The 22,450-nt window shown below is 71.9% G+C and carries 21 protein-coding genes and 1 pseudogene; 6 read left to right on the top strand and 16 right to left on the bottom strand.

Annotated elements, in window-relative coordinates:
* Positions 1–214: 214 nt before the first annotated feature.
* On the bottom strand, positions 215–391 hold the full coding sequence (locus tag ACIO5D_RS04740) for a hypothetical protein (protein ID WP_400793932.1): 177 nt from the start codon (positions 389–391) through the stop codon (positions 215–217).
* Between the two features lie 610 nt (positions 392–1,001).
* Here ACIO5D_RS04740 and ACIO5D_RS04745 point away from each other — a divergent pair.
* Entirely contained in the window at positions 1,002–1,871 is an 870-nt protein-coding gene (locus tag ACIO5D_RS04745; protein ID WP_400793933.1) for a transcriptional regulator, read from the top strand.
* Positions 1,872–2,007: 136 nt separating this feature from the next.
* On the opposite strand, the gene ACIO5D_RS04750 is transcribed toward ACIO5D_RS04745, so the two are convergent.
* The 9 genes and pseudogenes from ACIO5D_RS04750 to ACIO5D_RS04790 form a co-directional block, all read right to left on the bottom strand.
* Positions 2,008–2,178, bottom strand: coding sequence for a hypothetical protein (locus tag ACIO5D_RS04750; protein WP_400793934.1), 171 nt, complete (start codon positions 2,176–2,178; stop codon positions 2,008–2,010).
* Positions 2,178–2,558: a P27 family phage terminase small subunit gene (locus ACIO5D_RS04755; protein ID WP_400793935.1), complete on the bottom strand. Its 381-nt coding sequence runs from the start codon at positions 2,556–2,558 to the stop codon at positions 2,178–2,180. Before ACIO5D_RS04755 ends, ACIO5D_RS04750 begins: the two co-directional genes overlap by 1 nt.
* A 673-nt stretch (positions 2,559–3,231) precedes the next feature.
* A complete protein-coding gene (locus ACIO5D_RS04760; RefSeq protein ID WP_400793936.1) occupies positions 3,232–4,155 on the bottom strand; it encodes a P22 phage major capsid protein family protein in 924 nt (307 codons plus the stop codon).
* A gap of 49 nt (positions 4,156–4,204) precedes the next feature.
* Positions 4,205–4,579: a hypothetical protein gene (locus ACIO5D_RS04765; RefSeq protein WP_400793937.1), complete on the bottom strand. Its 375-nt coding sequence runs from the start codon at positions 4,577–4,579 to the stop codon at positions 4,205–4,207.
* 19 nt (positions 4,580–4,598) lie between these two features.
* Positions 4,599–4,961 carry a helix-turn-helix domain-containing protein gene (locus ACIO5D_RS04770; protein ID WP_400793938.1) on the bottom strand — a complete coding sequence of 121 codons (363 nt, stop codon included), beginning with the start codon at positions 4,959–4,961 and terminating at the stop codon, positions 4,599–4,601.
* A gap of 807 nt (positions 4,962–5,768) precedes the next feature.
* Positions 5,769–7,541, bottom strand: a complete 1,773-nt coding sequence (locus ACIO5D_RS04775; protein WP_400793939.1) for a recombinase family protein — start codon at positions 7,539–7,541, stop codon at positions 5,769–5,771.
* A 17-nt stretch (positions 7,542–7,558) separates the two neighbouring features.
* Positions 7,559–8,005, bottom strand: a pseudogene (locus ACIO5D_RS04780) (peptidyl-tRNA hydrolase); the annotation flags it as partial.
* Between the two features lie 34 nt (positions 8,006–8,039).
* The gene (locus ACIO5D_RS04785) at positions 8,040–9,170 is read right to left on the bottom strand and encodes an inosamine-phosphate amidinotransferase 1 (protein ID WP_363608603.1); all 1,131 of its coding nucleotides are present in this window, start codon (positions 9,168–9,170) and stop codon (positions 8,040–8,042) included.
* A gap of 321 nt (positions 9,171–9,491) precedes the next feature.
* Positions 9,492–11,270, bottom strand: coding sequence for a hypothetical protein (locus ACIO5D_RS04790; RefSeq protein ID WP_400793940.1), 1,779 nt, complete (start codon positions 11,268–11,270; stop codon positions 9,492–9,494).
* 363 nt (positions 11,271–11,633) lie between these two features.
* Between ACIO5D_RS04790 and ACIO5D_RS04795 the strand changes: the two genes are divergently transcribed.
* From ACIO5D_RS04795 to ACIO5D_RS04805, 3 genes are all read left to right on the top strand, one after another.
* Positions 11,634–12,578 (top strand): HpcH/HpaI aldolase/citrate lyase family protein, encoded by a 945-nt coding sequence (locus ACIO5D_RS04795; RefSeq protein ID WP_400649706.1) that lies wholly within the window; start codon positions 11,634–11,636, stop codon positions 12,576–12,578.
* A 2-nt stretch (positions 12,579–12,580) separates the two neighbouring features.
* A complete protein-coding gene (locus tag ACIO5D_RS04800) occupies positions 12,581–13,816 on the top strand; it encodes an aminotransferase class I/II-fold pyridoxal phosphate-dependent enzyme (RefSeq protein WP_363608609.1) in 1,236 nt (411 codons plus the stop codon).
* Between the two features lie 97 nt (positions 13,817–13,913).
* Positions 13,914–14,474 carry a MaoC family dehydratase gene (locus tag ACIO5D_RS04805; protein ID WP_363608611.1) on the top strand — a complete coding sequence of 187 codons (561 nt, stop codon included), beginning with the start codon at positions 13,914–13,916 and terminating at the stop codon, positions 14,472–14,474.
* A gap of 94 nt (positions 14,475–14,568) precedes the next feature.
* Here the strand turns inward: ACIO5D_RS04805 and ACIO5D_RS04810 are convergent, their stop codons facing one another.
* The 3 genes from ACIO5D_RS04810 to ACIO5D_RS04820 all read right to left on the bottom strand — a co-directional run bounded on the left by ACIO5D_RS04810 (position 14,569) and on the right by ACIO5D_RS04820 (position 18,027).
* Entirely contained in the window at positions 14,569–15,579 is a 1,011-nt protein-coding gene (locus ACIO5D_RS04810; RefSeq protein ID WP_400793941.1) for a zinc-binding alcohol dehydrogenase family protein, read from the bottom strand.
* Positions 15,576–16,901: a peptide ligase PGM1-related protein gene (locus ACIO5D_RS04815; RefSeq protein WP_400793942.1), complete on the bottom strand. Its 1,326-nt coding sequence runs from the start codon at positions 16,899–16,901 to the stop codon at positions 15,576–15,578. The genes ACIO5D_RS04810 and ACIO5D_RS04815 overlap by 4 nt, the downstream gene beginning before the upstream one ends.
* 193 nt (positions 16,902–17,094) lie before the next feature.
* On the bottom strand, positions 17,095–18,027 hold the full coding sequence (locus ACIO5D_RS04820) for a hypothetical protein (protein ID WP_363608617.1): 933 nt from the start codon (positions 18,025–18,027) through the stop codon (positions 17,095–17,097).
* 124 nt (positions 18,028–18,151) lie between these two features.
* Between ACIO5D_RS04820 and ACIO5D_RS04825 the strand changes: the two genes are divergently transcribed.
* A complete protein-coding gene (locus ACIO5D_RS04825; protein ID WP_363608619.1) occupies positions 18,152–18,523 on the top strand; it encodes a YbjQ family protein in 372 nt (123 codons plus the stop codon).
* A gap of 130 nt (positions 18,524–18,653) precedes the next feature.
* Positions 18,654–19,745 carry an NAD(P)-binding domain-containing protein gene (locus ACIO5D_RS04830; RefSeq protein ID WP_400793943.1) on the top strand — a complete coding sequence of 364 codons (1,092 nt, stop codon included), beginning with the start codon at positions 18,654–18,656 and terminating at the stop codon, positions 19,743–19,745.
* A 123-nt stretch (positions 19,746–19,868) separates the two neighbouring features.
* Here ACIO5D_RS04830 and paaE read toward each other — a convergent pair whose 3' ends face one another.
* The 3 genes from paaE to paaC are packed head-to-tail and all read right to left on the bottom strand — an operon-like array spanning position 19,869 to position 22,438.
* Positions 19,869–20,948, bottom strand: coding sequence for a 1,2-phenylacetyl-CoA epoxidase subunit PaaE (gene paaE / locus ACIO5D_RS04835; RefSeq protein WP_400793944.1), 1,080 nt, complete (start codon positions 20,946–20,948; stop codon positions 19,869–19,871).
* The gene (gene paaD / locus ACIO5D_RS04840; protein WP_363608623.1) at positions 20,949–21,563 is read right to left on the bottom strand and encodes a 1,2-phenylacetyl-CoA epoxidase subunit PaaD; all 615 of its coding nucleotides are present in this window, start codon (positions 21,561–21,563) and stop codon (positions 20,949–20,951) included.
* Complete coding sequence (gene paaC, locus ACIO5D_RS04845) at positions 21,557–22,438, bottom strand: 1,2-phenylacetyl-CoA epoxidase subunit PaaC (RefSeq protein WP_363608625.1); 882 nt, start codon at positions 22,436–22,438, stop codon at positions 21,557–21,559. The genes paaD and paaC overlap by 7 nt, the downstream gene beginning before the upstream one ends.
* Positions 22,439–22,450: the final 12 nt, after the last annotated feature.

Below are 22,450 nucleotides of genomic sequence, written 5' to 3' on the forward strand. Positions count from 1 at the left end.
TCACTCACCCCCACCACCCCGGGGCACCTTGCAGTACGGCGCGTGGCGCTCCCGGAGGAGTCTCACGTCGGTGAGCCGCGAATTGTCCCGGTAGAACCCCCCAGCCGGGTCACGGACCTGCAAGGCAGCAGACGCGATAGCGTCCAACTCCTGGCACTGTCCGCACCCTTGTTCCTCGGCCGGCTCGCGGCCGACATCCGGTACGACCACGGGCTCACGCGACATCGGCCACCGCCTCCTTGTCACGGGCCGCGCGGCACTCGGGGTGCGGGCAGGCGCAGCTCGGGGGTTTGGGGAACATCTGCGGTCTGTCCTCCCGCTTTGCCTTCTCCGCCCGGTAGTCCGCCTGACACAGCGCCAGGTACTCGGTCGCTCTCTTCGCCGTCGTCACGCCGCTTCGCCACCCTTCGCCATGGTGAAGTTGTCTGATTCAGCCAACCTCGGAGGACTGCCCTCCGGTACCGTGCGAAGGGGTGTCGAACCCTGTCGGTTTTCGGGCAGTTGGGAAGCGGTGAGCCATGGGGAAGCAGCCCAACCGGGAGTTCACGGGCATGATCGAGCGATCCGGCCTGAGTCGGGGCGAGGTGGCCCGGCGGGTGCACAGGCGATCACTGGAGTACGGAATCCGGCACATCAACCCGGATGCCACCGGGGTCCGTCGCTGGTGCCTCGGCGAGCAGCCGCGCCACCCTCTCCCCCGCGTCATCGCTGATGTCTTCTCAGCCCACTTCGGCTACCGGGTCACCACCTATGACCTTGGCTTCGGCGATTCGCCGGACCTTGACCGCCCACTCGCTTACAGCGCATCGTTCGGGGAGACGGTAGAAGCGGTCACCGAGCTAGGGAGAGCTGACATGGACCGACGCGCGTTTCTGGCGGCGGTGCCGTTCGCGGCAACAGCAGGAGTCGGGCCTTCCCGCGATTGGTTGCTCAACACACTCGACCAACAGCCCGAACCCGGTCCCCGCGTCCGACTCGAAGACGTCACCAGTGTTCGCAACATGTTCGCCAGCTTCCAGGACATGGACGTGATGCAGGGGGGCGGCTCCGGCCGCCTGGTCCTCACCGCCTACATGAACGAGCACGTGTACCCGCTGCTCCGACGCGCCTTCGCAGACGATGTCCGCCGGGCCCTGTGCGCCGCCACGGCGGAGCAGACCTACCTGCTCGGGTGGATGGCCTACGACGATGGGGAGCACGGGACCGCACAGCGGTACCTGATCCAGGCGCTCCGACTCGCGGAGGAGTCCCAGGATGCCGCGCTGGGGGCCCACGTCCTGGCAGGAATGGCCGACCAGGCGACACTCCTCGGCAATCCCCAGGAGGGCCGCAGGCTCGCCCAGGCGGGCCGTCAGGGGCTTCGGAGCGCTGACTCCCCCGCCTGCCTCGCGGACCTCTGGGCACTCGAAGCACGGGCCCTCGCAGCCTCTGGAGACGCCAAGGCGGCCGCCCACGCGGTCACCGAGGCCGAACGGGCCTTCTCCAACGTCCAGCCGGGCCGAGAGGCGGAGTGGGCCAAGTTCATCGACGGCGCTTACCTGCACGGCGAGATCGCCAACGTCTTCCGCGACCTCGACCAGCCGGACCACGCCGCCGAACACGCGCACCGGTCGATCGACTACGCCCGCGCACAGGGCCGGGCCCGGCGCGGCGCCATGTCTCAGGCCGCCCTCGCCGTCTCCCACGTCCAGCGAGGCGACCTCGAAGCCGCCCATGCTGCTGGTGTCCGCGCCATCGATCTGTCCCGCCGGGTGAAGTCCTCCCGAAGCGTCGAAGCCGTGCAGGACGTGCAGCGGCGGATGGCCCCCTTCGGCGCTCACCCGCTGGTCGCCGACTTCCGCGAGCGGACCCGCTTGCTGCTCGCTGCCTGACACCACGCCGGGATCACCCTCGGTCCACCGCCGGCTGAGCGGAGGGTGACGACCCGGAGACGACGTAAGGGCCCCTGACCCGTCCCAAGGGACAGGCCAGGGGCCCAAGTTCTTTACAACCTCGCCGAGACGCCCGTCACGTCTGGCGCCCCGGTTCTGTCTCCCCCATCAGCGCCCGGTACAGCGCCCAGTCCTCGGTGCGCTGCCGGGCGTGGACATCTTCGTTGCAAGCGGCGTGGCCCTCCCGCGCGCACCAGAAGCAGGGCTTGTCGGCGACCTCCGCCGGGCGCTTCCGCATCCTGGCCATCAGCGCGCCCCCCAACGCGCCCGAGCACCCGCCCGGCCAGCCTGGCTGACCGACAGAGGCCCGTCCTGCTCATCGCTGTCGAGCGTGATCCCGAGTTGCCCGACCAGTCGGGCGAACTGGGCTCGCTGGCGGTCCAGCACACCGAACAGCGGGTGCGCGGCCGGTTGGCCGGTGGAGCCGGTCACGACCGGCCCGGAGGCCGTCAGAGCGGCCCGTACGGCCTCGACCTCGTCCCGGATGGCGCACGCGTCGGCGAGGACGGCCCGTTCCCCCGCCGACAGCTCCCAGCCCTCGGCGCGGAGCGCTTCCCACAGGTCCGCCCCGGCCGGGCCGAGCCCGTCAGGCGCCGGAGGCAGGTCCAACTCAAGGCCAGCGGCCATCGTTCAACTCCCTTGGTAGATCTGAAAAAAGTGCCGATGGCGCCATGCAGATTTTTGATCGCTTTGACATGGTGCAGCGGAAGGGATTCAGGAGGGGGTCACCCCCCACCCCTGCCGGAGGCCACCCGGCGCCAGGCCGAGCAGCCGAAGCGCCCCAACGCCGGTCAGGCTTGCGGCTCTGCGAACGGCGCGAAGCCGAGCGAGCGAAGCGCGATCAAGCGCGTGCGAGTCGCTGCGCGAACTCCGTTGGCTGCGCGTCAAGCGCTCGTTCGACGGTCGGAATCTCGTTGAGGTCCACGCGTGCCTCCGGCGAGCGTCGGCGGTGAGCAGCGCGGCTGCCCAGATCGGCCGCATGGCCATCGCGTCACGCTCGGCTCCGACTGGTCAGGCTTCCGGTTGCCCGGCCGAACGTCGCCACATGTGGCATGGCAGCGAACAGACCGGTCGGCAGCGGCGGCCTCCGTGTCCGCCCGACCACCTACGCCGCTGTTGCGCGAAGCGGCAGAGCGGGTCACGGCAGTGCGATGCCGTTCCCTGATGCCCAGCGCCCCGCGCGAGGGGATACCCGTGCAGAGGTACCCCCTCAACTTCCCACCCCGGCTTGGGAACCCGGCCCCCTGCAAACGGCTGGCGGCCGTGATCTTTCAGGTCGCCGGCTTCCAGCCGCCCCTGGTCACTTGTCCGCGCCGCCCGGGGCCGCCAGACGGTACGCCACGTACCGGTCCGGATCGATCTCGGCGCCGCCCGCGAACGACTTCACGGTGTGAATGGCGGTGTGACCGGACTGGTCCCAGGCGGTCCACACAGCCAGTGCGTAGCCGCCCTGAGAGACGGTCCGTCCGTTCACCAGCGGGGTGGAACCGCCGCCAAGGCCGCCCATGGTCGGCGGGCAGACAGCGAGGGCGAACGCCTCGCGGACACCCGCGATGGCACCGCCCTTGAGGGCGTTGGAGTGGAAGACCTTGAAGCCACGCAGATCGCCGATCTCACCCCGGCGCAGCGCGTCGGAGGAGCCGGACTTGTCCGCGTGCTTCATGTCGGGGTGCTTGAGGATCAGGCCCTTGAGTTCGGTACTCACCAGAAGCCAACGCCCCTCCTCCGGAACGTCGTTGGCGTCCAGCTCGGTGCCGGCGTCCACAATCCAGTCCAGATTGAAGCCGTCCCCGCGCTGGATAATGTGGGCCACGTCGCCGCCCTTCACGGCAGCGATGGCCTTGTTCATCGGTCCGCAGGCCGCAGCCTCCAGCGCTCGGACCACGCCGTCAACCTGCGGTGCCAGCACCTGAGTTGCGAAGTTTCGGAGATCGAACGTGGCCTCGTCCTGCTGGACCGGGACGGAGCTGTAAGGGGCCTCGGTGATCTTCACCTCGACCTCCCGCTCCGAGGCGGCCGACAGCTCGTCGGTGCCGTTGAAGTTCTTCGCCTCAATGCGGTTCGGGACTGCGATGCGGACGGTCTTGCCAGAGCCTCCGCCGAACGTCTTCTCGGCATTGCGGAAGACCAGCGCGGACGCCACCCCGGTCTGGGCCAGGTAGGAGACCGCAGTCTCGGCAATCAGGTCGTGAGTCTTGAGGTCGTTGGTAATGGCCGCTGCCATGATGTTCCCTCCAGGAACAGCCCCTTGGCGGGACTAGATTGATATTTCGTCAGATACGGCGAGTGCCGCGCATGTGGGCTACGAGAGAGGCCCGCCGGTCGGCCGGCTCGGGGATGGCCGCGCCACCGCCTCCGCCTGCGATCGGCATCGGGCGGGTTCGCAGGTTCGGCCCGGGCACCCCGGCCTGGTCGATCATCGCGGCGAAGGCCGCCGCGTCGGCGTCGACCTCCTCCGCAGTGGTGCCGTTGAGCCGTCCGGCGTGACCCTCGGGAATGCCGTGCCGCAGGGCCGCACGGAGCTGCCACACCTGCCGGTCGGGGCCCGCCGGAGGCTGCGAGGGTGGAACAGCTGCCTTGATCGCCTCCCGCGCCCGCTGGGCCACCTCCTCGGCCCTCTCGGCGACCTTGACGGCAACCCGGGCCATGAGCGCGCGATCGGGGCCGTCAGGCACGACTACCGGCCTTGCGCTGTGCCTCGCGAACCCCAGCGACGAGACCGTCGATCTCGACGGCGTCGCGGCTGTCGTTCCAGGAGTCGAAGACCCGGGCGCCGGGCTGCCGACGCCGGACCATCTCCGCGCCGAACAGTTCCGCGTACTGGTCATTGGACTTCGCCCGGCGCAGCAGCACCGAGAACGGCACCCTGAGGGCAGCAGCCAGCTCGGCGGTGCGGGCGATCGACGGGACGGCCTCGCTGGCCTCCCAGCGCCACACGGTCGTCTCGTGGACGCCCAAGCGGTCGGCGAGCTGGGCGCAGGTCAGGCCCAGCGCCTTGCGGCGCTCCTTCATCCGGTCGGGATTGAACATCTCGGCCCCTTTCATTCGACTTGCAGTCAGCGCAAGCCAGTTGGCAAAAATAGAGGGCCGCCCGCCGGATACAGGGGCGGGCGGCCCGAGGCGCTGCCAGCCGGGAGAGAGTCGGCCGGGAACGCGGAAGCGGCCCCACCGGGAGCAACCCGAGACACCGGGTATGGCTCGACCGATAGGGTCGTCAGATCGCGGGAGCACCGGTGTCTCGGCGCTCAAGCATGCGTAGACGCAGCGGTTCACGCTGCTACCTGTGTATAGCTGCGGCGGGTAACACCACGTCATCTGCGTGTAGCTGCGGCGGGTGACATCGCCCCCGCGCAGCCAACCGCCCATACCGATGAAAGCGCGGTGGTTCACCCCGCCCCATACGCACCCGCAGACGCGCCACGCGACCCCAGTGGCGGCCTTTCGGCGCCCCTGCGCCACTCCGCCCCCACAGGCCACCCTAGAGCGACCCACGCCCCTCGACGCCCGCACCGCGCGGCATGCCCCCGGCGGCAGCCCGGCCAGCGGCCAACGCGCGGCCGAATCTGCGACTTTTACGTCACTCATCGGCATGCGGATGACGGGGGCAAAAAACGTGCCCCCTACCCAAACTCCCTATACACGTAAAGGGGTTTAGCTAGGGGGCAGCTTATTTGCCCCCGACCTGATCTGCGTCTCGTAGGGCTCCGCCCCGGCGCGCCTCCCGAGCACAGCCCTTGTCGACTGCGACATCCGTAAGGAAACCGAGAATGCAAACAAAAGGGCGCGCGCCCGGCGGACCGTGATCCGTCGAACGCGCGCCCTGTCGCGCTATAGCCGTCAGGCCATTCCTGCTGCTTCCTTCACGCGACCCACCGCCGAATGCGCCACAAGTCCGCTCACCTCAAAGGCGGTTGCACCCTTCCACCGGATCTCGATGCGCTCGCGTGGGTCCTGCCGAAACTTGTGGTGACCCCCGCGCGTGCCCTCGCGTACCACCACCCGGTCAATGAGCAGCGACAGGAACTCCCGACGCTCCGTCATCGACCAGCCCGCCCACGGCCCCTCCTTCACCGGGTCGGCATAGGCGCCGTCCGGCCCCAACCACTCCTCCAGCGGCAGGATGCCGACAGCCGCCTCTTGTGCCTCCAGGGCCTCGCGGTGCTTCCTCGCGCGCTCCAGCGCCATGGTCAGTTTCATGACGCGTTCGCCGAACATCTCGGCCCCGACCGGGCCCGAGTACAGGTCGTCGTCCCGCTCCCGGTACGTCTGCCTCAGCGAAGCCTCCGTGTGTGCCTCAGAGGCCCTGGCAGCGGACAGTTCCACCGCCCGCTCAGCTGCCCCCGCCCGCTCCGCGTACGCCTTCCCTGCGGCCGTCCAGAGGGCCACGTCGTCTTCGTCGTCCATGTCCAGCGCGGAGAGCCGGGAGAACACGGAGGACGCCACGTGGTACTCAAGCAGGTCGACGGCAATGGTGCTCTTGCGCTTGCCCATCGCCCGCAGCGATTCCGGCGCTCGGTTGCAGCGATAGACGGTCCGGCCCGCCGAGACGTTCGCGGCCCCCATGGTGGCCTCGCACTCGCAGTACAGGAAAGCCCATCCGGACAGGAGCCACGCCGTCCCCGTGTGGGGGTTGTGGTACTTCTTCCCAGCCGCCGTAAGCATGGCGGTTGCCTTGTACCAGTGGTCCTCCGACACCAGGGCATCGTGAACCCGCATGGGCGCGCCGTCGTCGTCACGCCGGATCTCGTACTTCTCCCCGGTCATGTCGGTGGCGAAGCCACACATGCGGGGGTCGCGGACGACGCGCCGGATAGCGTGGGCCGTCCACTGGTCCACGTCCAGCTTGGCTCCGGTTCGCTCTCGCAGTGCCTTGACTCGGCCCGGCGTCCGGGTCCCCGGAGAGGGCACGCGTGCCCGGTTCAGCACCTTGGCCACCCACGCCGGCGTCTTGCCCTCGCCGATGCGCCGGATGATCCAGCGGCACACCCGGGCTTCTGACGGGCGTTCGCGGAGGAACACGACCTTGACGCCCTCGGGGCCGGTGGTCTTCTCCATGACGAAGCCGTAGGGGGCGGTACCGGCGGTGTGCCCGCCGAGCTGACGGGCCTGTTCCTTCGCGTCGGTGACGAACTCGGACTTGCTCGATGACTCCTGCTCCGCCAGACCCGCGATGATGGCAAAGATGCCCAGCCCGACCGGGGTGGACGTGTCCAACCACGGCTCCAGAACGCTGATGAGCGTCACGCCGTGTCGGCGCATCTCCGCCTCGATCTGGATCGCGTCCAAGGCTCCCTTACGGGTGAGGCGGGCCAGGTTGTAGATGATCACGACGTCCACCGTGCCGGAGCGCACGCGCTCCATCATGGCCTCGAACCCGTGCCTGATGACCTTCGGATTCCACCCGGACTTGCCAACGTCCTCGTAGTGGTCGGTCTCCGGGTCGTAGGAGTAGCTGCGCGCGTCGGCGAGGCTCTGGCCCTTGCGCTGCTGCATGACCGGTGAAGCCTGCGAGTCGTCGTCTCGCCTCTTGCTCTGCCTCGCGTAGGTGATGGCTCGGGGGGAGTCCTCGGCGGCTGCCTTGGCAACGTCGCTGGTCAGGGGCGCATTCATGCCCAGAGTGTATGCAGACCGTTTCCATGGAGCTTGGCGAGCTCCTTCGGCCAGCCGTCCAGCGGAACGGGCGGGAACACTCGCACCTCCGCCTCCCGCCCGGTGACCGTGATCCCCGGCAGTTCGCCGGCCCGGCGCCACTCCCCGCCCCGGGCCCGCCGGACCACCTTGCGGATCCGGGCGTCCTCCCAGGCGGCGACCCGTTCCGCCCACTCCCCGTCCGGCTCGGTGACGCGCGAGTCCGCGAGCAGCGTCAGCACGGCCCGCGCCGAGGTCTCCAGCGCGTCGGTCCGCCCGGGCGGGGTGGCCCGCTCCATCCGGACGAGGAGCGGCAGGACGTACTGCGGCCGGGCGTCCCGGTCCTCGGCGGCCGGCACGGACTCCGGAGCGGAGGACGGAACGGAAACGGCGGGAACGGAAGCGGCGGCAGGGGCGGGGACGGCGGCGTCGAACGGAGAAGTCACCCGTCAAGCATGCCAGCCCCCCACCTCGCCGCGATCACGACAGGTAGTCCTCCAGCCCGCCGTCCCGCCGGATGTCCAGGGTCACGCAGTGGAAACCGCCGCCGAGCACCCGCGAGTGGCGCAGCCGGTGCGGCAGGACGGTGATGCCGGCGTGTTCCAGCTGCTTGATCAGGCTCCGCTGGTCCGACTCGACGATCGCCGTGTCGGGGCTGACCATCAGCAGATTCATGCTGATCCAGCTCTCGCTCAGCGAGTGCTCGGGCTCGGGCTCGGTCGAGTCGGCGGACGGCTCGGCCGGCGGGCACCACAGGATGTCCCAGCCCCGCAGCGGCTCGGGCACCGTCTCGGGGCTGATCCGCTCGGGGTTGAGCAGCACCAGGCCCGGCCTCAGCAGCGCGATGGTGCTGTCGATGTGGGTGTATCCGTAGATGTCGCGCAGCGGGTGCAGGCGCAGGTCACCGAGCAGGCCAAGGGTGGACTCCAGCCACCGCAGCCCGAGTTCGTTGCCACTGCGGGAGACCTGGTAGAAGACGTCGCGGCCGAGCCGCAGTACGTTGGCGGCGTCGAAGACCGGCTCGGCCTCGCCGAGCAGCGGCAGCCCGTCGGCGTCGAACTCGAAGAGCTCGTCGTTCAGTTGCGGGCGGGGTGCGGCCAACCATCGGGCACCGCCGCGCAGATACTCCTGGAAGAGGCCGCGCAGGCCGAACACCTCGAAGTAGCGGGCGCGCATCGGGCTCGCCACCTCGATCACGGTCTCACCGACCACCAGGGTGAGGTCCCGCGGGCAGTAGGAGTGGAAGCCGCCGTCGGCCTTCCAGTGCGGGGCGGCGAACTCGGCGGCGTGGTCGACCACTTCGGGCTGGTGGACGGTGACGCCGAGGCCGCGCAGGGTGGCGACCAGGGCGTCCAGGTCCTCCTCGGTCTCCTCGACGACCTGCTGCGAGTAGGCGCCGACCGGGATCGAGCCGAGGTCGGCGGCCCTGGTCTTCGGAAAGCAGGACAGCCAGGACGAAGGGTCGGACTGCCCGGGCAGCCGGGCGCCGACGGCGGTACCGACCACCACCTCGCGCAGCGTGGTGAACTCGTCCCAGCTGTGCACCGGACTGGCCGCTTGAACCGGACGGGCCGGGTGGACCGGGTGGACCGGACGGGCCGAATTGGACATGACTCCCCCTTGACGCGGATTCGGGAAATGGCTGGGCCGGAGGCTGGGAAAAGTCGGATCGAGGTGAACCGGATACCGAACCGGCCGGGACGGCACCGGAATCAGCTCGCGAGAAATCCGTCGGCCGGCTCCGGGCCGGCCACGACGGAGGGGAAATCCCGATCCTGGAAGGTGAATCAACGAACTGCGGGAGCCGGGATCGACCGCCAAGCTACCCGGCCCGCCGACGGCCGCGCAAGGACGTGATCGACATTCCGAGGCGCGCCCCGATCGCCCGTTGATTGAACAGGGCGATGTTCAACTCCCTGGCCCCGGGGCTGATCAATCCCGCCGCGCCCGCAGAATCCGGCTCCCCCCGGCCAGGGTGATCAGCGCGCCGCCGGCCGCCGCGAGCCCGGCCACGGCGAGGCTCTGCCGACGGGACCGGCGCCGGTCTGCGGCGGCCGCGCGCACGGCCGCCGCCAGGAACGCCCGCTCGACTCCGGCCGGGGTCAGCTCTCCGGCCGCCACCCGCCGCCGAACGAGTTCCAGCCGGGCTCCCCGGTAGAGCAGTTCAGGGTCCCGGTCGGCGGCGGCCCAGCTGCGGGCGACCTCGGTGAGCCGCCGATGGTCGCCGAGCGTGTCCCGGCTCTCGGCCAGCCAGTCCCGCAGCCGGGGCCAGACCTGCGGCAGCGCGCCGTGGGCGAGTTCGACGGTGTCCCGGTCCAGCACCACCAGCCGGGCCCGGACCAGCCGTTCCAGCACGGCCGGCACCCCGGGGCCGTCGAACTCGCCGATCCCGACGGGGATCCGCACGCTCTCACCGCCGAGCCGCAGGAAAACCGCCCGGGCCAGCTCGCGGTCCAGCGCGCCCAGCCCGTCGAACAACACCTCGGCGGTCCGGGCCAGCGCCCCCTCGAAGCCGCCGGTGGCTTGGAACCCGGCCAGGGTGAGCGCGTTGCCGCTGCGCCGCCGCCAGGTCTCCAACAGGGCCGCCGACACCAGCGGCAGGGCGCCCGGCTGCTGGGCGGCGGTGGAGATCAGGACGGCGAGCAGCGCACCCTCGACGGTGCAACCGGCCCGCAGCGCGGGTTCGGTGATCGCGCGGCGCAGTTCGTCGGGCGCCGGGCGGCCGACCGCCAGCACGGCGTCCTGGCAGGCCGCGGCCAGCGCGGGATGTTCGGCGAGCAGCGCGGCACACTGGTCGGACCGCAGCACCAGAACCACCCGGCACCGAGCGGTTCCGGCGCCGCTCCCGCCCATGGCGGCCGCCCGCTCGGAGACCGCGTCCTCGGCGCACGCCACCAACGAGTCCAGGAACCGGGTGCGCTCGGCGGCGTCACGGCAGCGGGTGCCCAGTTCCTCGCCCTGGTCCACCACCAGCACCGGATCGGCCGCCCACTCCCCCTCGGCCGTCCGGTTGCCACGCCCGGCCCGCGCCTCGCCACTCCCCCCGCCCCGGGTCCGCGCGGACCCGACCCGCGCGGGCCCGACCTGCGCCTCTGCGGCCCGCGCGCTCCCGGCCTGGGCTCGCGTGGCCCGTCCATCCCCGGCCCGCTGCCCGAGCCGGGCCAGGGCCAGCGTGTACGCCTCCATCGGCCGCTCCCCCGGGGTGAGCAGCGCCACCGGCCCGCCGAGCCGCGCCAGCAGACCGGCCCTGACCAGCGAGGACTTCCCCACCCCGGAGGGCCCGGTGACCACCACCAGGCGCCGTTCGGCGAGCAGCCCCACCAACTGGTCCAGCAGCGCCTCCCGTCCGAAGAAGCGCTCGGCGTCCACCGCCTCGAAGGCCGCCACACCCGGGTACGGGGCCCGCCCGGCGTCCTGGGCGCGCCGGCGGGCGGCGGTGTCCGCGGCCAGTTCCGCGGCGAGCAACTGCCAGCGGTGCTGCCACTCCCGCACGTCCCCTCCGCACGCCTGTACATAGGCGAGGGTGACGGCGAGGCTCGGCAGCTGCCGGCCGCCCGCCGCCACCGAGAGGCTGGCGGCCGAGCAGTGTGCCCGGAGGGCGAGCTGCCGGTACGGCGGGGTGCCCGCCCGCTCCCTGAGCGCCCGTAAGTCGCCCGCGAACCGCAGCAGCGGCCCGTCGCCCTGGTCCAGTGGACTCTCCCGACGCGGCACAGTAGCCCCCTTCTTCGTTGAAGCGGTGCCCGGTGATCCGGAGCCCGATGATCCGAGGCCCCGTCGACGCGGTCTCCCGTGGACGGAAAACCCAAGGGCGGAAGGCCCGAGCGCGGATAACCCGACAGCAGGGGGCCGACGCCAGGAGAACCTGACGGCTGGCGGTCCTGACGGCCGGAGGTCCTGACGCCTGGGCGGTGTCCATCCTTCGAGATTCATCATGCACAGGACAGTTGGCGTCAAACAATGGGTCGCACGGGGCGGTTGTTCCGAGTTGATGTTCAATGTCCAGCCGCACGGCGCCGAACAATGCCGGTGGGATAGAACCAGGAGCCGCAGACTTCGCTGACTTCGGAGATTTCCATGAAGTTCACGCGGTACTGCCGTTCCCTGCTGTCCACACCCGCGATGGCGGTGGAGCGGTACGCCAAGAGCCACCAGTCCGGGGCCGATATCGCCATGGTCGACCTGGAGGACTCGGTCCCACCCGCTCGAAAGGAGGAGGCCCGCCACCTCGCCGAGGAGTTCTTCGACCTGCCGTCCACCAAGCTCGCCCGCAGCGCGGTGCGCATCAACACCCTTGCCGGGCCCGACGGGTTGCGCGATCTGATCGCCATCACCCGGTACCGCGTCAAGCCCGACATCGTGCTGATCCCGATGGCGCAGTCCCCCCGGGACATCGAGATCGCCGCCGGAGCGCTCGGACCGGACTGCCCGGAGACGGAGTTCCTCGCCGTCGTGGAGACGCCCCTGGGCATCGAGCACGCACCCGCCATCGCGGCCGCCGGGCACCGCCTGCGCGGACTGGTCTTCGGCTCCGCCGACTACGCGTTCGCGGTCGGCGCCCGGCTCTCCTGGGAAGCCCTGGCACACGCCCGGGGCCGAGTGGTCAACAGCGCCCGGGCCGCGGGGGTGGAGGCGATGGACGCGCCGTTCTTCGAAGTCACCGATCTGGACGGGCTGTGCCGGGAGGCCGCGCTCGCCCGGGACTTCGGGTTCAGTGGCAAGATCGCCGTGCACCCCCGCCAACTTCCCCTGATCAACGAGGCGTTCAGCCCCGACGAGCATCTGCTGGAACAGGCCCTGCGAGTGGTCGAGGCGGGCCGGGAGAACGGCCGCTCGGTCACCGTCGTGGACGGGGTGATGGTCGGCATGCCCTTCTTCGAGGCCTCGCAGCGTCTGATCGAGCAGTTCGGCCCGCCGGGCCAGGCCGACCAGCCCACGCGGCCCGTACCGCCGGTACCGCCCGCACGGCCCGTACCCCCCGTACGGCCCGCAGCCCCCCGGAACGACACGGAGGAGAAGTGACGATGACCGAAGAATCCATCCAGGGCCCGCGCCGCTACCGCAACGCCGAGGCCATGCTCGCCACCGCCGACCCGGTCTGGCAGGCGGCCGGCGCCAACGGGCTGATCGGCATCAAGGTGGACTCGGAGTCCAACAACCGGCTGATCGTCCGCGAGACCGGCCACGAGTTCGCCAACATGGTCTCCTGCGCCTACCTCGGGCTGAACAACCACCCGCAGGTCGCGGCCGGAGCGGTGGACGCGCTCACGGAGTCCAAGAGCACCTGGCTGGTCACCTCCACCACCCGGATCCGGCACAACCTGCTGGTGCGGCTGGAGGAGGAACTGGGCGAACTGTTCGGCGCGCACATCCTGCCCGGCGCGTCCTGCACCGCGCTCACCGCCGGCATCCTGCCGCTGGTCGCCTCCGGTCACCTCGACGGCACCTGCGAGCGCGGCGGCGGGCCCCGCGTGATGGTCTTCGACCGGTTCTGCCACTTCTGCATGGCGTATGTGAAGCCGATCTGCGCGGACGAGTCGCTGGTGCTCAACTGCCCGCACAACGACCTGAACTATCTGGAGGACATCTGCCGCAAGTACCCGCGGGTCGCCTACGTCGCCGACGGAGCGTACTCGATGGGCGGCGCGGCGGCCCTCGACGGGCTGCTCGAACTCCAGGACCGCTACGGGCTGTTCCTCTACATCGACGACTCCCATTCGCTGTCCATCATGGGCGAGCGCGGCGAGGGCTTCGTCCGCTCGCGGCTGGAGATGAACCCGTTGACGGTCATCGTCGCCAGCCTCGGCAAGGGCTTCGGCACCGGCGGCGGCATCGCCATGCTCGGCAACCGCGAGCAGTTCGAGTTCCTGCACCGGCACGCCGGTCCGGTCGGCTGGTCGCAGAACGTGGCACTGCCGCTGGTCGGCGCCTCGCTGGGCAGCGCGGCCGTCCACCGGTCCGCCGAACTCACCGAACTCCAGGCGAAGCTGAACCGCAACATCGACCTCTTCGACAAGCTGCTGCCGACCACCTTCGCGGGCAACGGCCTGCCGGTTCGGCGGGTGGATGTCGGGGACGCCGAGCGTGCGGTCAAGCTCTCCGCCCAGCTCTTCGAACGCGGCTTCTACAGCTCGGCGGTGTTCTTCCCGATCGTTCCCAAGGGCGAGGCGGGTCTGCGGCTGATGATGCGCGCCGACATGGACGAGCGGCTGATCACCGAGTTCGCCGGCCACGTCAGGGAGCTCACCTCCGACCTCTGATCCCTGCCTCCTGACGCCAGACACCAGACGCCAGGCACCTGACGCCAGACACCTGATCGCCCACCGCCGGACTCCGACCCCTGGGGAGCAACGCGCCATGCCCGAAGCCGAATCCGCGTCCGCGCTCACGCCCGACCCCGAACCCGCCGGCTACCGGCGGATCGGCGAGCGGCACTACCGCGAGGTGGTCGGCCGCTACTACGAGGAGTTCACCGTCGGCGATGTCATCGAGCACCGCCCGGGGCGGACCGTCACCGAGCTGGACAACGTGCTGATGAGCATGCTGAGCATGAACGACGCCCCGCTGCACATCGACGCCGCGTACAGCCAACACACCCCCTGGGGGCGGCCGATCGTCTCCAGCCTGGTGACGCTCAGCATCGTCGGCGGGATGACGGCCCGCTCCACCAGCGGGCGGACCATCGCCAACCTCGGCTGGGAGAACATCCGGATGACCCACCCGGTGTTCACGGGCGACACCCTGTACGCACAGACCGAGACGCTCGCCAAGCGGCTCTCCAAGAGCCGTACCGGACAGGGCATCGTCACGTGCCGAACCACCGGGACGAAGTCCACCGGCGAGGTCGTGGTGGTCTTCGAGCGCAGCTTCCTCGTCCCGCTGCGCGGCCACGGGCTGGACGACGCCGCCGGATACTGAACCCGCTTGCCGAACCCGGTTGCCGAGCAACGGAAACCGGACGTCGGACATCAGCCATCGGGCCCCGGGCGCTGCTGCGCTCGGGGCCGATGCCTCAGCCCTCCCGGTGGACGTCGATCAGCACCTTTCCCATCGTCTGCCGTGCGGCCAGGGCCCGGTGCGCGCCCCCCACGCCGGAGAGCGGGACGATCCGGTCGATCCGCGCCGTCAGCCGGCCCCGCCCGGCCAGCCGGAACAACTGCTCGACGACGCCCGAGAAGAGCACCCGGTCGTCCAGCACATGCTGCAGCCAGAAGCCGAGCACGCCCGCCGAGCGCTCCGCCAGCTCGTCCACCGCGAAGGCCTCCTCCGGTCCGCCTCGGGCGCCGACGCAGAGCAGCCGGCCGAACGGCGCCAGCGCCGCCAGCCCGTCCCGCAGCCCCCGGCCGCCCGCCGAGTCCACGAACAGGTCGACTCCGCCCGACTCGGCCAGCAGCTCGGCCAGTTCGGGTGCGGCGGGGTCGAACACCGCGTCCGCTCCCAGCGAGCGGACGAACTCCCGCTTGGCCGGTGTCGAGGCCAGCCCCAGCACGCGTCCGGCCCCCAGCTCCCGGGCCAGCTGCACCGCCAGGTGCCCGACACCGCCCGCCGCCGCCGTCACCGCGACACACTCACCCGGCCGCAGCCGCCCGAGCAGGGCCAGGGCGGCGTACGCCGTCGCGCCCTGCTCCAGCAGCGCCAGCGCCTGCTCGTCGCCGACCTCGTCCGGCACCTCCACGGTGAACGACCGCTCCGCGCACGCCACCTGGGCATAGCCGCCGCCGGTCCGGAGCAGTGCGGCGACCCGCCGTCCGTCGCCGCGGCGGCGCCCGATCACGTCCGCGCCGAGCACCGCGGGCAACGGGAACCTCGCGTACCCGCCCGTACGGCAGTGCAGGTCCGCGTAGTTGACCCCGGCCAGGGCGACGTCGATCAGCACCTGGCCGGGCCCGGCCGCCGGTTCGGGTACGGTCTCGGCACGGAACTCCTCCGGCCCGCCGTACCTCCGGATCACCGCCGCCCGGATGCCCGACGGCCCGAGGCCCGAAGGCCCGGCGCCCGAAGGCCCGTCCGGGGCCTCCGTCACCGCGGGAAGATTTCGGTCAGCCGACGTTCCGCGGCCCGGGCCGCCTCGGCGTCCTCGGCGATCACGCAGTACATCACCGAGCCGTCGGCCGGGGCGAAGTCACAGCTGAACACCACGCCGGTCCGGGTCTGCGGATCGAAGGCCAGCCCGGCCCGCTCCAGCGCCTCGACCGCCTCCGGGAACGACGGCACCCGCAGGCCCGCGAGCTCCAGGATCACCCGGGCGGAACGGTGATCGGCGCCGACCAGGCGGGCGAACAACGCGTCGTGCAGATGCGTCGAACCGGTGAGACGCCCATTGGTCTCGCTGAAGTACAACTCGCCCTTGGGGGTCAGGATCGCGTCCGCACTGACCGTGCCCCGGTAGCCGAGCACCCGCAGCGACTCGCACAACCGGGAGGCCTGGTGGACGAGTTCGGCCCGCACCCCGGCGTCAGGGGTGACCGGCGGGGTGATCTCGCCGACCACCACCGGGTCCATCACCATCTCACCGCACCCGGACAGCACCGACCCGTGGTCCCCGATCACGAACTCCGCGTACACCGGCACCGCGTCCGTGAAGTACCGCTCCACCACGACCCGTTGGCCACGCCCGCCGGTCAGCCAGGTCCAGCGCTCGGCGACGTACCCGGCGACGGCGGCGCGGTCCGCCAGCGACACGACCCGCTGGGCGCCCAGCGGGGTGACGTCCTCGTCCCGGGCGAGGACCTCATTGCCGAACCCGCCGGCCTGGTACTCGACCTTCATCATCACGCTGTGGCCCTGCTCCAGCAGGCCGTTGACCGCCGCCTCCACCTGCTGCGGCGAGGTGGCGACCGTCCCCGGCGGGATCGGCACCCCGGCCCCGGCGGCCAGCGCCCGGAACACCGCCTTGCTGTTGACCAGCGCGTTGCCGCCCTGCGCGGCGAAGGCGTGGCCCGGGACGGCGTGCTCGGCCCCGAGCGCGGCCGCCAGGTCCACCACGGCCGCGTTGGGCGAGATCGCCAGCACCCGCTCCACCGGCCGGCCGGCCAGCGCCCGGCGCAGCTCCTCGCGGAAGCCCGGATCGGCCAGCCGGTCCGGGGTGATGATGTCCGCGCCCTCCACGCCCGGCGGCGGTACCACGAAGGTCAGGCTCTCGGCCCGGGTACCGGTCAGCCCGGTGACATACCCGAGGTAGACCGGGTCGGGCCCCCAGGGCAGCACCAGGACGTCGCCGTCCTCGGCGAACCAGAGCATGCGCTGGGCCCCGCAGCCGGCGAACAGCCGCTCCAGCGGCGTCATCCCGGTGAGGTCCCCGACCATCTCCTCGGTGCGGTTGTTTCCGATACAGAGCGTCGTCATCTGCTGAACTCTCCCGGCGTTCGACGGAACCGCGGCACCGATGACGCGACACCGGTGGCACGGAACCCGTGAGGCGGAACTGGTGAGGCGTGCGCTTCAGATGTAGCGCACCGGGGTTGTTCGGGTTCGGCGCTCGGTCATTGAACAAAAACGCTGAACAACCCGGTGGGGGCACTCACCCGTCACCGCCCCCTCAGCGCCGGTAGCCGCGCTGCGGATCCCGCTCCTCCGCGTCCTCGTACGACAGGAACCAGCCCTCCGGATGCGTCGCCGCCAGCAGCAGCTCGGTGCGCTGCTCGGCGTTCAGCTCCGGATCGCCGTCGTCCGGGCCGAAGACACCGAACAGCTCGTCGTGGCAGCCCTCCCAGTCGTAGTCGTACAGGTCGGCCGGCAGGTCGCCCATCATGTCGGCGACCGACTCGGGCTGTGCGCCGAGCAGCGCGCGGGCGTCCACCAGGGCCATCCGCAGCGCGATCTCCTCGGCCAGGCAGCGCGGCAGCGGCCACTCGCCGAGCGCGAGGTCGTCGGCGAGGTCGTCGAAGGCCCGGGCCATCGCCCGGCGCCAGCCCCGGTGGAGGCGCCAGGTGCGCTGCGGCAGACGGCCGAAGACCGTCCAGTCGGCCTCGTCGCCATCGGTGACCGGTTCGTCCTCGTGCTCGTCGAGGTCGTCGTAGGCGGCGTCCGCCAGTCCCAGCAGTTGGGCGTGGAGCAGGCAGGCCGTCCGAGGGGTGAGCGTCCAGTCCCCCGCCCCGCCGCCACCGTCCTCCTCGTCGCCGTCCAGCGGGAACAGTTCGGCGAAGTCCGGCGCGAAGTCCTCGGTGACGCTGATCTCCAGCGTGCCGCCGAGCGCCTCGACGCCCGGGATCGCGGCCACCAGCCGGTCCGGGTGCAGCAGCGCGCCGAGCGCCGCGTTGGCGTCCTCGGCCACCTCGCGCAGCAGTTCGCGGCGCTGGCCGGCCGGGTCGATGCCGTCGAAGTCCAGTTCCTCCACGGCCGCGATCGCGGCCGCGCGCAGCGCCGGCCAGTCGGTGATCCGCAGGCCCAGCACCACCGTCGCCTCGATCTCCGGCGCGCCGGAGTCCTCCGCCGCGCCCGGCCCCTGTGGATGATCGCTTCGCTCGCCCATGGGGCTACGGTACGGCCTTTCGGCCGCCCGATCACCGGTCCGTCCCAGCTTCTCGACGCCTTCTCCGCCGGATTCGGGCCGGGCCTCTGTCGTCCGGCCGTGTGCGGACCGGCAGGATGGGCCCATGGCAAACATCGACGAATACGGCGGCGGGCAGGGCCCGAACGCCCAGGTCCTGGTAGTGACCACCAATGACATTCCCGGATACCGGGTCGATCATGTGATCGGCGAGGTCTTCGGACTGACCGTGCGCAGCCGGCACATCGGCAGCCAGATCGGCGCCTCGCTGAAGTCGCTGGTCGGCGGCGAGCTGAAGGGTCTGACCAAAACCCTGGTGGAGAGCCGCAACGAGGCGATGCAGCGACTGGTCGAGCAGACCAAGGCGCGCGGCGGCAACGCGGTGCTGATGATGCGATTCGACGTCACCGAGGCCGCGGACATCGGTACCGAGATCTGCGCGTACGGCACCGCCGTGGTGATCTCGCCCGCCGCCTGAGCCGGGCGCGGAACCCCGCCGGGAACACCTGCCGCACCGTCGATGTTTCACCGGCGTGACTGTTTACGGTGCAACATCTCGGGCCGCTGACGGTGAACACCCGGAGCGGCTCACGGCCGTCGACCGAGAGGTGGGCACCGACCTGCGGGTGGACGTCGTGGTGGTGGGCGCCGGGCAGGCGGGCCTGTCCGCCGCCTACCACCTGGGCCGCCGCGGCTTCGCCCCCTACCGGGCGGACGCCGACGGCGGCTTCGTCGTGCTCGACGCCGACGCCGCACCCGGCGGGGCCTGGGCGCACCGCTCCCCGTCCCTGCGGATGGCCACCGTGCACGGTTTCCACGACCTCCCGGACTTCGAACTGCCCGTGCCCGATCCGGACGCCCCCGCCCGTGAGGTGGTGCCGGGGTACTTCGCGGCGTACGAGGCCAGGCACGCGCTCCCCGTGGTGCGCCCGGTCACCGTACGGGCGGTGCGCTCGGAGTCCGAGCGGCCGGACTCCCGGCTGCTCGTCGGGACCGACTCCGGCACCTGGTCCACCCGGGCTCTGATCAACGCCACCGGCACCTGGACCCGTCCGTTCCTGCCGCACTACCCGGGCCACTTCGCCGGCCGCCAGCTGCACTACGCCGAGTACCGGGGCCCGGAGGAGTTCGCCGGCCGGCGCGTCCTGGTGGTCGGCGGCGGCGCGTCCGCGATCCAGGTGCTGTCGGAGGTCGCGGCGGTCGGCGAGACGGTCTGGGTCACCCGGACCCCGCCGGTCTACCACGACGGCCCGTTCACCCCGGAGTTCGGCCGGGCGGTGGTCGCCCAGGTCGAGGAGCGGGTCCGCCAGGGCCTGCCGGTGCGCAGCGTGGTGAGCGTGACCGGCCTCGGCCCGTCGGTGGCCTACCGCCGTGCCGAGGCGCTGGGCGCGCTGCACCGCCGCCCGATGTTCGACCGCCTCACCGAGCACGGTGTCGCCTGGGGCGACGAGGAACTCCCGGTGGACGCCGTCATCTGGGCCACCGGTTTCCGCCCCGAGGTCGGCCACCTCGCCCCGCTCGGGCTGCGCTCCCCCGGCGGCGGGATCGCCCTCACCGGGACCCGCGCCACCGCCGACGCCCGCGTCCACCTCGTCGGCTACGGCCCCTCCGCGAGCACCATCGGCGCCAACCGGGCCGGGCGCTCCGCCGTCAACGACCTCGTCCGGCTGCTCGGCGAACCGGCGGCCGTCCTGGTCTGACGGGGCGGCGGCACCCGCGCGCTGATGCCGACCGGCCGGCATCAGCGCGCCCGCCACCGGAGGCCTCGCAGCACCCCCAGCGCCCAGCCCGCGGTCCGCGCCGCCCTGCCCGCCCTGCCGCCCCTACCGGTCGTAGTCGACCGTCACCCGGTCGGTCAGCGGGCGGGCCTGGCAGGTCAGGACATAGCCCGCCGCCAGTTCCTTCTCCTCCAGCGCGAAGTTGCGCCGCATCGCCACCTCGCCCTCGGTGACCAGAGCCCGGCAGGTGCCGCAGACCCCGCCCTTGCAGGCGAACGGCAGGTCGGGGCGCGTACGCTGGGCGCCGTCCAGGATGGACCGGTCCCGCGGGAGGGAGAGCGTGCTGCCGCGCCCGTCGAGCACGACGGTGACCTCGCTGTGCGCGCCACCGTCCGCCGGTGCCTCCTCGACGCGCTCGGCGACCGGCTCGTCCTCGGCGTGGAACAGCTCCTGGTGCACCTGTCCGGTGGGCACCCCCAGCCCGGCCAGCAGGTCCTTCGCCCCGGCGACCATCCCGAACGGGCCGCAGAGCCACCAGTGGCCCACCGTCTCGACGTCCACCAGCGCCTTCAGCAGCGCCTCGACCCGCTCCGGGTCCAGCCGGCCGCTGAGCAGCTCGGCGTCCCTGCTCTCCCGGGAGAGCACGTGCACCAGCTGGAACCGGCCGAGGTGGCGGTCCTTCAGATCGGCCAGCTCGTCGGCGAACATCACGGTGTCGCTGCGCCGGTTTCCGTAGAACAGGGTGACGGTGGAGACGCGGTCGGCGGCCAGCACGGAGGCGGCGATGGAGAGCATCGGCGTGATACCGGAGCCCGCCGCCAGCAGGACATGGTCGGCGGGGACGCCCAGCTCCGGGGTGAAGAGCCCGGTCGGCGTCAGCACCTCGACCTCCTCGCCCGGCCGGGCCTCCCGCACCAGCCACTGGGAGAACAGCCCGCCGGGCACCTCGCGCACGGCGATCCGCAGCGGGCCGCCGACAGGGGCGCAGATCGAGTACGAGCGGCGCTCGTCGACGCCGTCCACCTCCCGGCGCAGCGTCAGCGTCTGCCCCGGCCGGAACGCGAACTCCTCGGCGAGCCCGTGCGGCACCGCGAAGGTCACGGCGACGGCGTCCTCGCAGAGCCGCTCCACCAGGGCGATCCGCAGCCGGTGGAAGGTCGGGCGACGGGCGGGACGGGCGGCCATTCAGATCTCCTTGACGCGTTCGAAGGGCTCCCGGCAGCCGCGGCAGCGCCAGAGCGCCTTGCAGGCGGTGGAACCGAAGCGGGACAGCTCCTCGGTGTCGGCGCAGCCGCAGAGCGGGCAGGTGACAGCGGGCACGGGCGGGGCGGCCGGCCTGGCCTCGTGACCGCCGCGATCCCCGTGATCCTCACGATCCCCGTGACCGCCATGGCCGCCGGATGCGACGGGGGCGCCGGGACCGCTGTCCAGGAACCGGGTCGGGCCGAGACCCAGCAGCCCCGGGGCGGCGGGGCCGGGCGGGGCGATGCCCGCCTCCGCCAGCTTGCGGCGGCCCTCGGCGGTGATCAGGTCGGTGGACCACGGCGGGTCCAGCCGGAGCCGGACCCGGACGTCCGGATAGCCGGCCGCGCGCAGCCGCCGGTCCACGTCGGCGGCCATTTCGGCGACGGCCGGACAACCCGAGTAGGTCGGGGTCAGCCAGGCGGTCACCGCGCCGCCCTCCTCGGCGACCTCGACCTCGGCCAGCACACCGAGGTCGGCGAGGGTGAGCATGGGCAGCTCCGGGTCCGGGACGGCCGCCGCGACCTCCCAGGCGCCGGTGCGCGCGGTCGTCACCATGTCGCCCCCGGGTGCGCGCGGGCCACCACCTGGAACTCGGCCAGCAGGGGGCCCAGCGCCTCGGTGTGCACACCGTCCCGGCCGGCCCGGCCACCGACCGTGGCCAGCGCCGGCACCTCCGGCACGGTCAGCCCGGCCTCGGCGAGCACGGCGGCGAGCGAGCCCAGCACCGGCTCGCGCAGCAGCGCCGGGTCCACCCCGGCCCGCAGCTCCACCGGGTGGGCGGTGAACAGCTCCTCCACCAGCGGCCAGACGGCGTCCAGACCGGCCTGCATCCGGGCCGACGAGTACGGCGTGCCGTCGCCGAGCCGCAGCGTCCAGGCGGTGGCGTACTCGCGGTGGTAGGCCAGCTCCTTGACGCTCCGGGCGGCGACCGCCGCCAGTACCGGATCGGCGTGCCCGGCCAGCGCCTCGTACAGCGCGCCGCGCGCGGTGGCGAAGACCAGCAGCCGGGCGATCGAGTACGCGAAGTCCCCGTTCGGCGCCTCGACCAGGCGGACGTTGCGGAACTCGTGCTCCTCGCGCCAGTACGCCAGGTCGTCCTCGGTGCGCCCGGTGCCGTCGGCCTGGCCGGCCCGGGTGAGCAGCTGGCGGGCCTGGCCGAGCAGATCGAGGCCGAGGTTGGCGAGCGCCACCTCCTCCTCCAGCTCGGGCGCCCGGGTGCACCACTCGATCAGCCGCTGGGCGAGCACCAGGGCGTCGTCGCCCAGCATCAGGCAGTAGGCGGCGAGGTCGGCACCGTCCAGGCCGGCCGGTACGGCGGTGTCCACGCCGAGCAGCGGGTCGGCGAAGCCCGTCCCGTACGCCCAGCGGCCCTCGCCCTCGGGCTCGGGGGACGCCTCGGCGAGGCTCAGGTAGACGTGGTCGTCGGTCATCGTGCGTGCTCC

It is taken from the genome of Kitasatospora sp. NPDC087315 (genome assembly GCF_044744345.1).
In the GTDB taxonomy this organism is placed as follows: Bacteria; Actinomycetota; Actinomycetes; order Streptomycetales; family Streptomycetaceae; genus Kitasatospora.